Origin of the sequence: Deinococcus sp. YIM 77859, assembly GCF_000745175.1 — a bacterium.
Lineage (GTDB): Bacteria > Deinococcota > Deinococci > Deinococcales > Deinococcaceae > Deinococcus.
In genome coordinates this window covers 1,893,696-1,907,288 of sequence record NZ_JQNI01000002.1, presented here as the reverse complement: position 1 = coordinate 1,907,288, position 13,593 = coordinate 1,893,696, and the positions used below count along the sequence as shown (strand labels likewise).

General features: G+C 71.7%; 10 protein-coding genes. All 10 read right to left on the bottom strand.

Annotated elements, in window-relative coordinates; all coding sequences use genetic code 11:
• Positions 1-68 precede the first annotated feature (68 nt).
• The 10 genes from EI73_RS09400 to EI73_RS09355 are packed head-to-tail and all read right to left on the bottom strand — an operon-like array spanning position 69 to position 13,586.
• Positions 69-4,367 carry a cobaltochelatase subunit CobN gene (locus EI73_RS09400; RefSeq protein WP_034388009.1) on the bottom strand — a complete coding sequence of 1,433 codons (4,299 nt, stop codon included), beginning with the start codon at positions 4,365-4,367 and terminating at the stop codon, positions 69-71.
• Positions 4,364-5,365 carry a HoxN/HupN/NixA family nickel/cobalt transporter gene (locus EI73_RS09395; protein WP_051935466.1) on the bottom strand — a complete coding sequence of 334 codons (1,002 nt, stop codon included), beginning with the start codon at positions 5,363-5,365 and terminating at the stop codon, positions 4,364-4,366. The genes EI73_RS09400 and EI73_RS09395 overlap by 4 nt, the downstream gene beginning before the upstream one ends.
• Positions 5,365-6,456: a GTP-binding protein gene (locus EI73_RS09390; protein WP_034386175.1), complete on the bottom strand. Its 1,092-nt coding sequence runs from the start codon at positions 6,454-6,456 to the stop codon at positions 5,365-5,367. Before EI73_RS09390 ends, EI73_RS09395 begins: the two co-directional genes overlap by 1 nt.
• Positions 6,453-7,982: a precorrin-3B C(17)-methyltransferase gene (gene cobJ / locus EI73_RS09385; RefSeq protein WP_034386173.1), complete on the bottom strand. Its 1,530-nt coding sequence runs from the start codon at positions 7,980-7,982 to the stop codon at positions 6,453-6,455. The genes EI73_RS09390 and cobJ overlap by 4 nt, the downstream gene beginning before the upstream one ends.
• Positions 7,979-8,731 carry a cobalamin biosynthesis protein gene (locus EI73_RS09380; protein WP_034386171.1) on the bottom strand — a complete coding sequence of 251 codons (753 nt, stop codon included), beginning with the start codon at positions 8,729-8,731 and terminating at the stop codon, positions 7,979-7,981. The genes cobJ and EI73_RS09380 overlap by 4 nt, the downstream gene beginning before the upstream one ends.
• Positions 8,728-9,495, bottom strand: coding sequence for a precorrin-4 C(11)-methyltransferase (gene cobM / locus EI73_RS09375; RefSeq protein ID WP_034386169.1), 768 nt, complete (start codon positions 9,493-9,495; stop codon positions 8,728-8,730). Before cobM ends, EI73_RS09380 begins: the two co-directional genes overlap by 4 nt.
• On the bottom strand, positions 9,492-10,220 hold the full coding sequence (cobI, locus tag EI73_RS09370; protein WP_034386168.1) for a precorrin-2 C(20)-methyltransferase: 729 nt from the start codon (positions 10,218-10,220) through the stop codon (positions 9,492-9,494). The genes cobM and cobI overlap by 4 nt, the downstream gene beginning before the upstream one ends.
• Positions 10,217-11,338 carry a cobalt-precorrin-5B (C(1))-methyltransferase CbiD gene (gene cbiD / locus EI73_RS09365; RefSeq protein WP_034386167.1) on the bottom strand — a complete coding sequence of 374 codons (1,122 nt, stop codon included), beginning with the start codon at positions 11,336-11,338 and terminating at the stop codon, positions 10,217-10,219. Before cbiD ends, cobI begins: the two co-directional genes overlap by 4 nt.
• Positions 11,339-11,346: 8 nt before the next feature.
• Positions 11,347-12,903: a precorrin-8X methylmutase gene (locus tag EI73_RS09360; protein ID WP_034386165.1), complete on the bottom strand. Its 1,557-nt coding sequence runs from the start codon at positions 12,901-12,903 to the stop codon at positions 11,347-11,349.
• The gene (locus EI73_RS09355) at positions 12,900-13,586 is read right to left on the bottom strand and encodes a cobalt-precorrin-7 (C(5))-methyltransferase (protein WP_034386163.1); all 687 of its coding nucleotides are present in this window, start codon (positions 13,584-13,586) and stop codon (positions 12,900-12,902) included. Before EI73_RS09355 ends, EI73_RS09360 begins: the two co-directional genes overlap by 4 nt.
• Positions 13,587-13,593 lie beyond the last annotated feature (7 nt).

The window sequence follows — 13,593 nt, the reverse complement described above, 5'->3', positions numbered from 1 at the left end:
ACCTCCGCGAGGAACGTGAGTGGGCGGGCTCGCCCGGCTGCTGGTGAGAAAAGGGGCCCGGCGCCCGGTCATCCTCGCCCCCCATAGGTCTCGTCCTGTGCCTCGAGCAGGCCCTCGCTCTCGGCGAGCAGGCGTTGCAGGGCCTCTCGGGTTGCCGGCTGCGGCGCCCACAGGCCACGTGCCTCGGCTTCCAGCAGCCGCCCGGTGATCGCGTGCAGCGCCCAGGGGTTGGACTCGCGCAAAAAGGCCTGGTTCTCGGGGTCGAGGGCATAGGCCTGCGCCACCCCCTCGTACATGAAGTCGTGGGCGATGTGGGCGGTCGCGTCAAACCCAAAGAGGTAGTCCACCGTCGCCGTCTGTTCCAGGCCGCCCTTGTAGCCGTGGCGGCGAATCCCCTCCAGCCACTTGGGGTTGACGACGCGCGAGCGGTACACCCGCAGGGCCTCCTCGCGCAGGTCGCGGACGCGGGCGCGCTCCGGGTTGGCCGTGTCGCCGAAGTAGTGCCGCGGCTGCGCCCCGCTGAGGTGCCGCACCGAGGCGATCATGCCGCCGAAAAACTGCAGGTAGTCATCGCTGTCAAAGACGTCGTGCTCGCGGTTATCCTGGTTATGCAGCACGAGTTGCGTCTGGGCGAGGCGGGCCCGAAAGTCCTCGCGGGCATCGGTCCCGGACTCGGCGGCGGTGTAGGCGTAGCCCCCCCACTGCACAAAGGCGCGGGCGAAATCGGCCTCCCCCTGCCAGTTGCCCTCGTGGATGAGATCGAGAATGCCGGCCCCGTAGGTGCCCGGCGCGCTGCCGAAGAGGCGGTAGCTCGCGCGGGTCTGGGCCTCTTCGGGGGGCAGCTCGGCGAGGCGCCCCGCCAGGTCCGCGAGGTAGTGCTTGCGGGGGAAGTTCTGGTCTTCCGGCTCGTCCGCCCCCATGGCGAGGTTCACCGCCTCGTCCAGCAGGGCGATCAGGTGGGGAAAAGCGTCGCGGAAAAAGCCGCTGATTCGAACCGTCACGTCGATGCGGGGGCGGCCCAGTTCCTCCAGCGGGATCAGCTCCACGCCGGTCAGGCGGCGGCTCTGGGGATGCCAGACGGGCCGCGCTCCCAGCAGGGCAAGCACCTGCGCGACGTCGTCCCCCTGCGTGCGCATATTGGAGGTGCCCCAGATGCTGATGGCGACGTGCTCGGGGTAGGTGCCTGCCTCCTTCAGGTGCCGCTCGAGGACCTCGCGGGCCAGGGCGCGGCCCACCGCCCAGGCTGCCGCCGAGGGGAGCGCGCGGGGATCCACCGCGTAGAAGTTGCGCCCGCTGGGGAGGATGTGGGCGAGGCCACGCGACGGGGCCCCGCTGGGTCCGGCGGGAACGTAGCGCCCGGAGAGGCCCGCCAGGAGGTGGGTGATCTCGTCGGTCGTCGCGTCCAGATTGGGCTTGAGGACCCGGCAGGCGTAGTCCAGGGTGGCGGGCAGGGTGCCGTAGTCTTTCTGCACGCCGAGCGTGAGTGCCAGCGTGTCGGGGATGGCCGCTGCGTCAAAGCCGCGCAGCTGCAAGGTCTGGTAGAGGTGCAGGGCGAGGTCATCGAGGAGGTCAAGGGCGTCCCCGTGGGTGAGGACGGGGCGGCCCGCGAGGTCCGTCAGCGCGGGGGGCGCTTCCAGCCGCGCGCCGGGGCGGTCCAGCAGCGCGGCGAGGTCCAGCCCAAGCACTTCCGCCAGCCCCGCGTGCAGGCCGGGCACCTCGGCATTCGCCAGCCGGGTGAGCGCCCGCAGCATCTGGGGCAGCGCCTCCCCCTGCGGCGCCTGACCCAGGACATGCAGGCCGTCTCGGATCTGCGCCATTCCGAGTTCGCAGAGGTAGCCGTCGAGGTCTTCCAGAAAGTGGGCCACGTCCGCCCCGTTCATCTCGCTGAGGGTGACGGGCACGCCGTCCTCGGTCACCGTCTCGTCCCACTCGTGGACGTGGTCACCGTGGTCGCGCCGCAGCAGGGTGCCCAGGTCGGTGCCCAGGTTCGCCCGCTGCACGAGGTCCCAGATCTGGCGCTGGAGGAGGGGCAACTTGGAGGGGTCGAGCAGTTCGAGCTGGTAGTACTCGTCCACCAGCGCGGCGAGCTCGGCCAGCGGCCCGTAGGTGTCTGCGCGGGTCAGGGGCGGCGGCAGGTGGTCGAGGATGGTCGCGTGGGCCCGCCGCTTGGCCTGGGTGCCCTCGCCGGGATCGCTGAGCACAAAGGGATAGAAGAGGGGCAGGTCCCCCAGCAGGCTGTCTGGAAAGCAGGCGGCACTCAGGCCCACGCCCTTGCCCGGCAGCCATTCCAGCGTGCCGTGTTTGCCCATATGAATCAGGGCGTCGGCTCCGAATCCGCCCGCCTCGGGGGGCTCGCGCAGCCAGCGGTAGAGGGCCACGTAGTGATGGGTGGGAGGCAGGTCGGGCGTGTGGTAGATCGCGTCGGGATCCAGGCCGTAGCCGCGCGGGGGCTGCAAGCCCACAAAGACCTTGCCGAAGCGCAGCCCCGCCAGGGCGAGCTGCCCGTCATGAACGTACGCTTCTCCCGGCGGCTCGCCCCACTGCCGCCGCATCCGCCGCTGCTGGCTTTCGGGCAGCTCGGCAAACCAGCGAGCATAGAGCGGGGCCGGAACGTGCGCGGCGGCCTGCGCGAGCTGCGCCGGGGTAAGCAGCGTCTTGTCGTAGGTGGTGCGCTCCAGCAGGGCGTGCATCAGCTCGTCACTCGTGGCGGGCAGCTCGCCCACGTCGTAGCCCTCCTCGCGCAGCGCGTGCAGCACCCGCAGCAGCGAAGCCGCCGAATCCAGCCCCACCGCGTTCCCCACCTGCGACGCTTTGGCGGTGGAGTTGGTGAAGAGGACGGCGAGGCGCTTTTCGCGGTTGGGAAGGCGGCGCAGCCGAGCGAGGCGCACGGCTATCCCCGCGAGGCGCGCCGTGCGTTCGGGGTCGGCCTGAAGCCGCCGGACCTCCCCGGCCTCCTGCTCCTTAAAGGCAAAGGGCACGCCGATCAGGCGCCCGTCGAATTCGGGCAGGGCCACATTCATGGCGGTATCCAGAGGACTGAGGCCGCGCGCGCTCGTCTCCCAGGGACCGCGCGGTCCGCCGCTCGTGAGGCCCTGCACGGCGGGCACCCCCAGCCGGGCAAAAGCCCCCACGTTGTCCCCCGCTGCGGTCACGGCTCCGGCCTGAACGTCGGCCATCGCAAAGGAAAGGGTGGAGATCAGGGCGTCTATCCGCCCGCGCAGCAGGGCAAACGCCTGGGGATCGCCCGCCGCGTCCACGTCCTTGAGGCTGGTTGTAAAGACCGGTAGGGCGTCGGCTCCCGCCTCATCGAGGGCGGTGACCAGAGCGTCCACAAAGGCGGTGTTGCCGCTGAGGGCATGGGCGCGGTACAGCAGGATGCCGACCGCGGGCCGCTCGGGGCGGCGCAGACGTTCCCAGTCCTCCGGGGTGGCAAATTCCGGCAGGTCGGGGTGGTAGAGGCCGTGTTCGGGGAGGGCAAGGGGCGGCTGCGCGCCGTACCCGGTCAGCCGCAGGGAGTCACTCAGCGAGAGCAGCAGCTCCCGCATGTTTTGCCAGCCGCTTGCGGCGAGGTAGGCGCGGGCCGTGTCGAGGGCGTGCAGCGGCGCGAGGCTGAGGGCCGCCAGCTCGGGGTCAGGCTCATTGGTGCCGCTCACGAGCAGCAGTTGCTGACCGGCGCGGCGGGCGTGCGAGCGCAGCTCCTCGGCTCCGGGCACCGCCGTGAACCTGCCGTGAATCCGCACCAGCACGATCGCGGCGCGGCCCACCGCCCCGGCGAGCAGCGTGGCCATCTGCGCCTCGCTGCGAATTCCCCCGAGCGCGGCGCCGGTGACCGGCCCGAAATCCGCCGGAAGGGTCTCCTGCGCCGCCCGCAGGTTGAGCAGGTCGGTGTCGGCGTGGGTGAGCAGCGCAAAGCCCGCGAGTTCGCTGGGGACCGCCGGAGCGCTGACCGCGCTGGGGGCCGCCGCGCTCGCCGCCTCCCAGCTGTAGCCCTGAAAGGTGTACTCCACCAGTTCCGGAGGCGGAGGCTGGTAGCCGTCTGCGGCGAGCATCGCCTCGATGTAGTCGAAGATGGCCCGCACCAGCCAGGGGTCATTCACGGAGTGAAACCACACGTCGTGCCCGTCGAACACGAGGTGGGCGACGTTGGCCAGGGGGCAGGGCCCCAGGCAGCCCGACTTGGTGAGGTGCACGGCGTTGCGGATGCGCCGCCGCACCCACTCCTCCTTGTACACATCGGCGGGCGCGGGGGCGTAGCCGCGGTCGGTGCGCCCGCAGCAGCAGCCGTGAAAGCAGTAGCTCAGGTGCCCACGCTTGCGCACCACGTTGATGACGCGCCCGTCGGCCCGAACCACACGTTGCCGCCTCATGCCCGCCGCGCCCGCGCCCAAAGCTGCGCGCCTCCGTACAGCAGCAGGGTGAGGCCCGCCAGCCCAAAGCCCAGCGGGGAGACGTCCACGTCCTGCAGGGCCGCGAGAGCCAGGCCCGCCGCCGGGAAGTGCTCGCCCGCCCACTGCGCGAGGGTAACCGTGCCGATCACCAGGGCCACGGCGCCCGACAGCCCGGTCACGAGCAGGTTGTAGGTGCGCTTGCGGCGCGGCTCGTGAAGCGCCCAGCCGTAGGCATGCGCCATCGCGATCCCGTCGAGCGTGTCAAAGAGGGTCATTCCGGCGGCAAACAGCAGCGGCAGCGCGAGGATGGCCGCCCAGCCCAGCCCCTGCTGCGCCGCCGCGCCGGAAAGGGCGAGCAGAGCGACTTCGGAGGCGGTGTCAAAGCCCAGGCCCATCAAAAACCCCAGCGGAAACACCTGCCCCTGCCGGCTCACCAGCCGGATGAGGGGGGCAAGCAGGCGAGCAAGCGGGCCGCCGTGGGTGTGGGGCAGGTCCTCTCCCGTCCGCAGCAGGCGCAGGGTGGTAAACAGATTGACGGCGGCCACGGTGAGCAGGTAGGCCCCCGCCACAAAGGGCCCCACCCAGCCCCCAAAGGTGCCGATGCCCTCCTGCGCCTCCAGCAGCGCTCGGCCGATCACCGCCGCCGCCACCGCCATCAGGAACACCACCGCCGAGTGTCCCAGGCTAAAACAAAGCCCTACCCCGTAGGCCGGGCGCCTCAGCGCCAGCAGCTTGCGTACCGTATTGTCGATGACCGCGATGTGATCGGCGTCCCAGGCATGCCGCACCCCCAGCAGGTAGGCCGTGAGGCCCACCCCCCACAGCAGCGGGGCAGCCAGGGCGGAGGGCACCCACAGCAGCAGGGCGAGCAGGTGCAGGGCGGCCACCACCAGCAGGTAGGGCAGGCCCCGCCGCAGGCTTTGCCGCGCGGTGAGGGGAAGCGGCCGCTCCGCCGCGTGCCCCACGGGCGCGGCCATCAGCTCCACCTCTGCGGCAGGGCCTTTTGCAGCGCCTCGGTCACCTTTTTGCGGCTGACGTGGTAGCCGATAAACACCAGCTCATTGGGCCCCTCGCGGCGAGGCGCGGGCTGCACCTCCACCCGCGAGCGCACCGCCTGCAGGGCGTAGCGCGCCCCGTCCTCCCCCTGCACAAAGCCCTTCACCCGCAGCACCGGAAAGACGCGGGCCACGTTCTGTACGGTGCGCACCAGCTCCGGAATACGCTGCACCTCGTCACTCGTGAGCCGGAAAGACTGCCAGCCGGGGTCATGCTCGTGGAAGTGCTGATGGGTGCTGAGGCTGTGGATGTGGGCCTCCATGTCGCCGTGGCTGTGGCCGTCGAGCCTCGAGTGGTCGTGCAGGGGCTGCATGCCCTCGCCCGGCGCGCCGCTGACCGGGCCGTGGTGAACGCCCCGGCGCGAGCCGTGCAGATTCAGGCCCAGGGTGAGCTGCGGATCCAGCCGCGCCCCGTAGGCGAGCTCCAGAAAACGCACCCGGGGAGCGCGGTGCCGCACGTCCGCCTCGGCCTGCAACAGCTCGGCGTCCGTCAGGGCGTCAATCTTGTTGAGCACCGCGACGTCGGCATACTCCAGCTGCGCGTCAAAGACTGCCGCCGCACTGCGGCTCGCCTCGTCTGCCGCCCGGGGGTCAAAGGCGCCGGCGAGCAGCAGCGGCGTGTCCACGACCACCAGCGTGGCGTCGAGCAGGAAGTCAGCGGCAAACTCGGGTTCCTCGAGGGTGACCATCACGGCGGTGGGCACCGCCAGCCCGCTCGTCTCGATCAGCACGTGGTCGAAGCTGTGGCGGCGCCCGCGCAGCGCCCGCAGGGTGCGGCGAAAAGCGTCCCCCTCCCCGCCGTAGGCGAGCAGGCCGCCGTGCACGTCATGCAGCTCGACGCCGTCCTCACGAACTTCGAGCAGGGGACCGTCGATACTCACCTCACCGAACTCGTTGACGATCAGGGCCAGGGTGCGGTCGTGGGTCTGGTTCAGCAGGTGGCTGAGCAGGGTCGTTTTGCCGCTGCCCAGAAAACCGCTGACGATGGTCACGGGCGTTTTGAAGGTGGTCATACCGGCTCCTTGAGTTGGGAAAAAAGGGCGGAGAGAAGAGCCCCGGCCGTGGCGTAGGCTCCGGGCACGGGCGGGGGGCGGCGCACCACGATGAGGGGCAGGTCCAGCGCGCGGGCCGCAGCCACCTTGGCGGGAAAGCCGCCTGCGGCCCCGCTCTCTTTGGTCACCACGGCCTGGATGTTCCAGGCGCGCCACTGAGCCACATTGAATTCAAGGGAAAAGGGCCCCACCATCGCGCAGATGCGCTGGGGAGGCAGGCCGAGTTCCTGGGCGCGGCGCAGCACGTCCGGCTGCGGGGTGAGGCGCACAAAGACCTCGGTCTCGGGAACCGCCCGCAAAAAGGGTTCCAGGTCCTTGCTGCCGGTCGCCAGAAACACGCGGTCGTAGGTGCGGGCCAGAGCCGCCGCGTCTTCCAGCCGGTCCACGAGCAGCAGGCCGTGCGGATCGGCGGGCAGGGCGCTGGGGCGCTCGTAGCGGAAGTAGGGCAAGCCCAGCTCGGCACTCAGGGCCCGCAGTTGGGCCGTCATCGCCTGCGCGTAGGGATGGGTGGCGTCCACCACCGCGCGGGCCCCGCGCAGCGCCCGGCGCCGGGCCTCGCTGCCCCCCGGACCGCGGAAGAGGTGGATGCGGGGATGCTGGGGAGCCACCTGCGCGCCGAGCTCGGTCGCCACGCTGAGGGTGACGGTCCAGCCCGCCTCCGCGAGCTGCCGCGCCAGGGCGTTACCGTCACTCGTTCCGCTAAAGACCCACACGCTCCCGGCGGGCGGCGCGGCGGCCTGCTCCGGCGCGACCGGCCAGGCGTTGTAGCCGCGCGGGGTGTACATCCAGCGGCCCCGGCGAGTGGTGAAGCGGTTCCCGATCACCACGGTGGTCAGCATGTCGAATTCGTCGGCGAGAAGCGCTTCTAGGGTGGTGACGCGCACCTCTTGCCCCGGACGGTAGGCGTTGCGCACCACCCCGCACACGGTGTTCGGGCGCTTGTGTTCCAGCATTCGGCGCAGCACCCGGTACACGCCCTCCCGCCGCGTGCGGCTCTGCACGTTGTACAGCACGCAGGTCAGGTCCGCTTCGGCGATGCGGCGCGCCCGCTCCTCGATCCACTCCCAGGGGCACAGCAGGTCCGAGAGGCTCAGGGTGGCAAAATCGTGGGTGAGGGGTGAGCCCAACAGGCTCGCGCAGGCGGTCGCGCTGGTGATGCCGGGAATCACCTCGACGGCAAAGGGGGGGTCATCGGGCAGTTCCTCGAACACCAGGCCCGCCATCGCGTACACGCCGATGTCACCCGAACTCACCAGGGCCACCCGCTGTCCCGCCTGCGCCCGCGTGATGGCGAGCCGGGCCCGTTCCTTTTCCTGGGTGAGGGGTGGGGTGAGGACTTCTTGCCGGGTGAGCAGGGGCCGCACCCAGGTGAGGTAGAGCTCGTAGGCAATAACCACCTCGGCCTGCTGAAGGGCCTGCCGCGCCCGCTCGGGCACCAGGGTGAGGTCTCCGGGACCCACCGAGACCAGGCTGAGGTGCCCGGTCATGCCCAGCCTCCCGGCGAGTCCTCGACCACAGCCACCGTCACGCCGTTCAGGGCGGTTTTGGGCACGAGCAGGCGCCCGCGCGGACTGGCCATCAGGGCGCAGGGTTCACACACCCCGCCCAGGCCCACCTGCTGCTGTACCCACGCGCTCGCCCGGGTCAGAAAGGGCCGCTCCCGCAGGTCGGCCGCAGCAAAACTTCGCAGCGGCAGGCGGTGGCGCTCGCAAAAGGCGAGCAGCCCCGGCTCATTCGCCTTGAGGTCCACAGTCGCCACCTCGCGCACCTCTGTGAGGGAACGCTCGCCCAGGGCCGCGGTGACCGCCGCCGTCACCTGCGCCTCGCTCACCCCCCGGCGGCACCCCAGCCCCAGGGTGAGGGGCCGCGCGGCCTCGGTCGCGGTGGTGATCACCGGCACCGCCCCGGTGTGGCGGGCAACCGCGTAGGCCAGGGCATTGGCGCCCCCCTCGTGGCCGCCCAACAGGGCAACCGCAAAGCGCGCCGCGTCGTCGAGCACCACGACGGCGGGATCCACTCGCTTGTCCGCAGGCAGGCCCGCCAACAAGCGCACCGCGATTCCCGCCGCGCCGATCAGCACCCAGGCCCGCGCGTCCCGGTAGCGGCGCCGAAACTGTTCCTGTTGCCGCTCGGCGCTCTCCCAGGGGCGGTGCAGGGGGGCCTCCAGGGCACGGGACAGACGCAGGCCCAGCGCCTCGGCCTCGCGGCGTACCGGCCACACGGCGAGCGCGGTCACTGCGGCCCCCGTTCGGCGCGGCGAAAGCGGTGGGCGTAGCCGGGGTCGTACAGGCGGCTGCGGGTGCTGGCTTCCGCCAGGGCCGGGCTCACGATGAGCATGGTGGTCAGGGCCCACTCGGAGGAGCGGATTTCGGCCAGGAGGCGGCCCAGGGTGCTGCGGTGCTGCCGCTCGCTCGGCTGGGTGGCGCGCTGCACCAGGGCAGCCGGGGTCTCGGGTGGGTAGGCGGTCAGAAGCTCGGCGATCACCTGCGGCAGGTGCTGTCCGCCCAGAAACAAGCAGAGGCTCGCCCCGTGCGCGGCGAGGCTGGGCAGGTTCTCCCGCTCGGGCAGCGGGCTCGCGCGGCCCGCAGCGCGGGTGAGAATCACGGTCTGGGTCACGCCCGGCTGGGTGAGTTCGGCCCCCAGCCGCGCCGCGCTCGCCGTAAAGCTGCTCACCCCCGGCACCACCTCGTAGGGAATCCCCAGCTCGCGCAGGGCACGCATCTGCTCGGCGGTTGCCCCATACAGGGCGGGATCCCCGGAATGCAGCCGGGCCACATCCCGGTTCTCGGCCTGTGCCCGGCGGTAGAGGGCCAGCTGCTCTTCGAGGTGCAACCCGGCCGTGTTGATTCGCTCGGCCTGTGGGTGGGCATGCTCGAGCACCGCCTCGGGCACCAGCGAACCGGCATACAGGATGAGGCGGCTTTGCGCGAGCAGCCGAGCCCCGCGCACGGTGATCAGGTCGGGGGCACCGGGGCCCGCGCCGATGAAATAGACCTTCACGTAAACCTCCGGGGGGCTGACTTGCGAATAAGCAGCACGCTGAGGTAGCCCAGGCGTTCCGGCTCGGGGGCGGGAAAGAGGCTGGCCCGCACCTCCTCGCCCTCCAGGCCCAGACGGTGGGCCAGGGCGCAGTGGGCCAGGATGCCCAGCTCGCCAAGCAGCGTGAGCACGGCGGGCAGGCGGTGGCCCACCTTCATGAGCACGACCACGTCGTGGGTGAGGATGTCGGTGCGCAGGGCCGCCATGTCGTCGGGGCAGGGCAGAATCAGCACCCGCTCCTTGCCCTCGCCCAGGCTGAAGCCGGTGCGGGCCGCCGCCGCCGCGTAGCTCGTCACGCCGGGCAGCACCTCGCGGGGGAGCTCGGGGGCCTCGCGCGCCAGGGCCGCCACCAGGTAGCCCAGGGTGCTGTAGGTCAGCGCGTCCCCCAGGGTGAGGTAGGCAACCGTTCGGCCCGCCCGCTGCTCCCCGGCGATCTCGCGGGCAAGGGCGGCGTAGTGCTCAGCCAGCCGGGCATCATCCCCGTCCATCAGGAATTCGACCTCGCGCACCCGCTCGCGGGGGATCTCCAGCCCCGCCAGGGCGCGCAGGGCCACCGAACCGGCCGACACGCGGGAACGGGGAGCATAGATAAGCTCCACGCGGCGCAGCACCTCCAGCGCCGCCAGCGGCAGCAGCCCCGCCGGGCCGGGACCCACGCCCAGGCCATAAAAGGTTCCGGGCTTCATCCTTCCGCCTCCCCCAGCTGGGTACCGTCGAGGGCAAAGAGCGCCACCCGCACCCGCGGCACGGCGGGAGCGCGGCCCCGCAGGGCGCGGGCCACCTGCCGGGCCACCTCGGCCCAGACCGCCGCCCCCTGCGGGTGGGCCGCGAGCAGGGCCACGCAGGCGTCCACCGTATTGGCCGCCGCCAGGGCCTGCACCGCCCGCGCTTCCAGGCCCAGCCCCGCCGCGACCCGGGCCACCGCGTTCATCGCCATGCCGCTGTGGGCGCTGTGGGTGTTCCAGTCGCCGTTGAGCACCTTGGCGAGCTTGCCGGGATGCCCGGCGACCAGCAGCAGCGGGAGGGCGTAGCCGGTGTCCGTCAGGGCCGCCTGCAGGGCGTCCAGGGCCGTTCCCACGAAGTTACTCATCTGAACGACCGCCCGGGGGGGCACCCGCAGTGTCTGGCGCGCCCAGTCGCGGCCCAGCTTGCCGGGGGTGAAGACGATGGCGGGCGGCGCCGCGTACACCGCGACCCGCACGTACACCTCCACCGAGGCGGCATACGCTTCCAGGCTCATCGGCTCCACGAGGCCGGTGGTGCCCAGGATGGAGATGCCGCCCGTCACACCCAGCCGGGGGTTGAGGGTGCGGCGAGCGATGGCTTCGCCCTCCCGGCAGCCCACGGTCACCGCAAAGGCTTCGTGGCCCGCCACCTCGTGGGCGGCGCGGCGCAGCATCGCGCGCGGCACCGGATTGATGGCCGGTTCGCCCACCGGGACGCGCAGGCCAGGCGCCGTGACCGTGCCCACGCCCTCCCCCGCGGAAAAGGTCATGGGCAGGCCGGGGTCGGGCCGGGGGGTAACCCGGACCCACAGGGTGGCCCCGTGGGTGGCATCGGGGTCGTCGCCGCCGTCTTTGACCACCTCGGCATACGCGCCCGCCGCGATGCGGCGCACCTCCTGCACCGGCAGGCGCAGGGCGTCTCCCTCCGGCAGGGTGATCTCCACCTCCGCGGGGCGTTCGCCGCGCAGCAGAAAGAGGAGCGCCGCCTTGAGGGCCGCCGTCGCCGCGCTGCCGGTGGTAAAGCCGCGCCGCAAGCCGTTGGGGGCGGGCACGCTGAGGTCCAGGAGCCGGGAAGGCACCGCCCACCTCACGAGGCCGCTCCGGCAGCGGCCGCCAGGCGGTTTTGGGCCTCGATCAGCAGGGCGTTCACCACGCTGCTCGCCCAGGGACTGCCCCCCCGGGTGCCCGCGTTGGTGATGCGCGGTACCCGCAGGCAGGCGCGCAGGGCCGCCTTGCTCTCGCGGGTGCCCACAAAGCCCACCGGCAGGCCGATCACCAGCCCGGGTCGCCAGCGCCGCTCCTCGATCAGGCGCACCGCCTCAAAGATGGCGGTGGGCGCGTCCCCGATGGCGACGATGCAGTCGTTACCAAACTTTTCATAGGCCCGCCGAATGCCCGCCGCCGAGCGGGTGATGCCCGCCTGACGGCTGAGCAGGTGCGTTTCCGGGTCGTGAACGCCACACCACACCGTGAGGGCCAGGCGCCCCAGCAGCTCGCGCTTGAGCCCGCTCTGCACCATGGTCACGTCGGTCACGATGGTCAGGCCGCGCAGCAGCGCCTGCACCCCCGCCTCGGTCGCCCCCGGTGAAAAGTACAGGTCCTCCACGATGCCGGGATCACCCGCCGTGTGCACCAGACGCTGTACGGCGGCGAGGTCCGCCGGGGGCACGTCCGACCAGTCGCGCAGGCCCGCGATGATCGCCATGGACTCGCGCTCGATGGGATGGGGCACGTAGGGCGTCCAGGCGGGCCGGGGCTCCTCCTCGCGGGCGAGCAGGCCGCGCACCGCCCCGTGGTGGCCGACCTGCGGCGCACCCACCTGGGCCTCGTAGCCCACCACCGCCACCCGGTACTTGCACAGCGAGCAGTTCATGTGGCCCCGGCCCTCGATGCCCTCGCGGGCCCGCTCCAGCAGCACCCGCGCCACCTGCGGATGCGGTCCCAGGTGACCCGCCGCGCGAAACTCGACGTCCGGAAACCGCTGCGCGGCCGCCGCCACCGCCGCCCGCACTCGGCGGGCAAGCACCCCGTCAAAGAGCAGGTAGGGCAGCACCACCACCCGCCGGAAGCCCAGCCGAGCGGCGCGGGCGAGCCCGGTGGGCAGGTCGGGCCGGGCCGTGCCGCTGTAACAGACCAGGCTGCCGCCGTAGCCCAGGCCCTCTTCCAGAAAACGGGCGAGCTTGTGAATGTCCCCGTTCGCGTCCGGGTCAGTGGTGCCGCGCCCCACCACCAGAAGCAGCGTGTCGGCACGGCGCACCTCGGGAGCGCCCGCCTCGGCGGCCAGGAGGCGCTCACGGCACACCTCCAGGAGCGCTGGGTGCAGGTCCAGGGCAGCGCCCAGATGAATGTCGACCTCCGGAAACTCATCCCGCAGGGCGCGCAGCTCGCTGGGCAGGTCGTTTTTGGCGTGGCTGGCAGCCAGCAGCACCACCGGCACCATCACCAGGCGGCGGGCGCCCGCCGCGATCGCCGCACGCGCGGCCTCGTCCAGGGTGGGCGTATTGAATTCCAAAAAGCCGTGGGTGACGATTCGTTCCGGGGCCAGCGCCCTCACCTGCGCGACCAATTCCCCGAACTGGGCCGCGTTCGCCGGGTCACGGCTGCCGTGCGCGGCAAGCAGCAGGGCGTCGGCGGGCGCGCTCACGCTTCTCCCTCCAAGCCGGTGGGCAGGGGCTTGAGCGCCCGAATGAGGAGAATACTGAGGTCCGAAAAGGCGCGGCCCTCGAGCTCGCCCAGGGTACCGCGCCAGGCGGCCTCCTCGCGGGAGAGGTTCTCCCAGACCTCGACCCGGTGCGCGGCGCTCAGGCCGCTGCCCAGCAGGTAGGCGGCGATGTCCCCCGGCATCAGGTCCCAGGGCCGGGGAATCACGATGGCGTGACGGCCTGCCCGCAGAACGTCGCGCAGGTGCGTCTTGAAGGGCGTGAGGTCACCGCGGCGGTGAAAGGTGACAAAGGTGGTCTCGTCAAAGCAGACGCGGCCCCGACTTGCCAGCAGCTGGGCGCTGGAGATGCCCGGCACCGTCTCCACCGGATGCCCGCAGGCCCGCTCCACCCGCTCCAGGTACTGAAAGCCCGAAAAGTGAACGTCCCCCATGAACACCACGGCGCAGCGCTGCCCGGCATGGTGCAGGGCCGCCACCTCGGCAAGCCGGTCCACCTGGTCGCGGTAGCCCATGGTGATGACCCGCTGCTCCGGCCGCAGCAGGGGCCGCACCACCTCCACCACGGAGGCAAAGCCCGCCACCACGTCGGCGGCCGTAATGAGCGCCGCGCCGCGCCGGGTCAGCCAGTCCAGGTGGCCCGGCCCCACCCCAATACAGCTGATCATGTCTGGC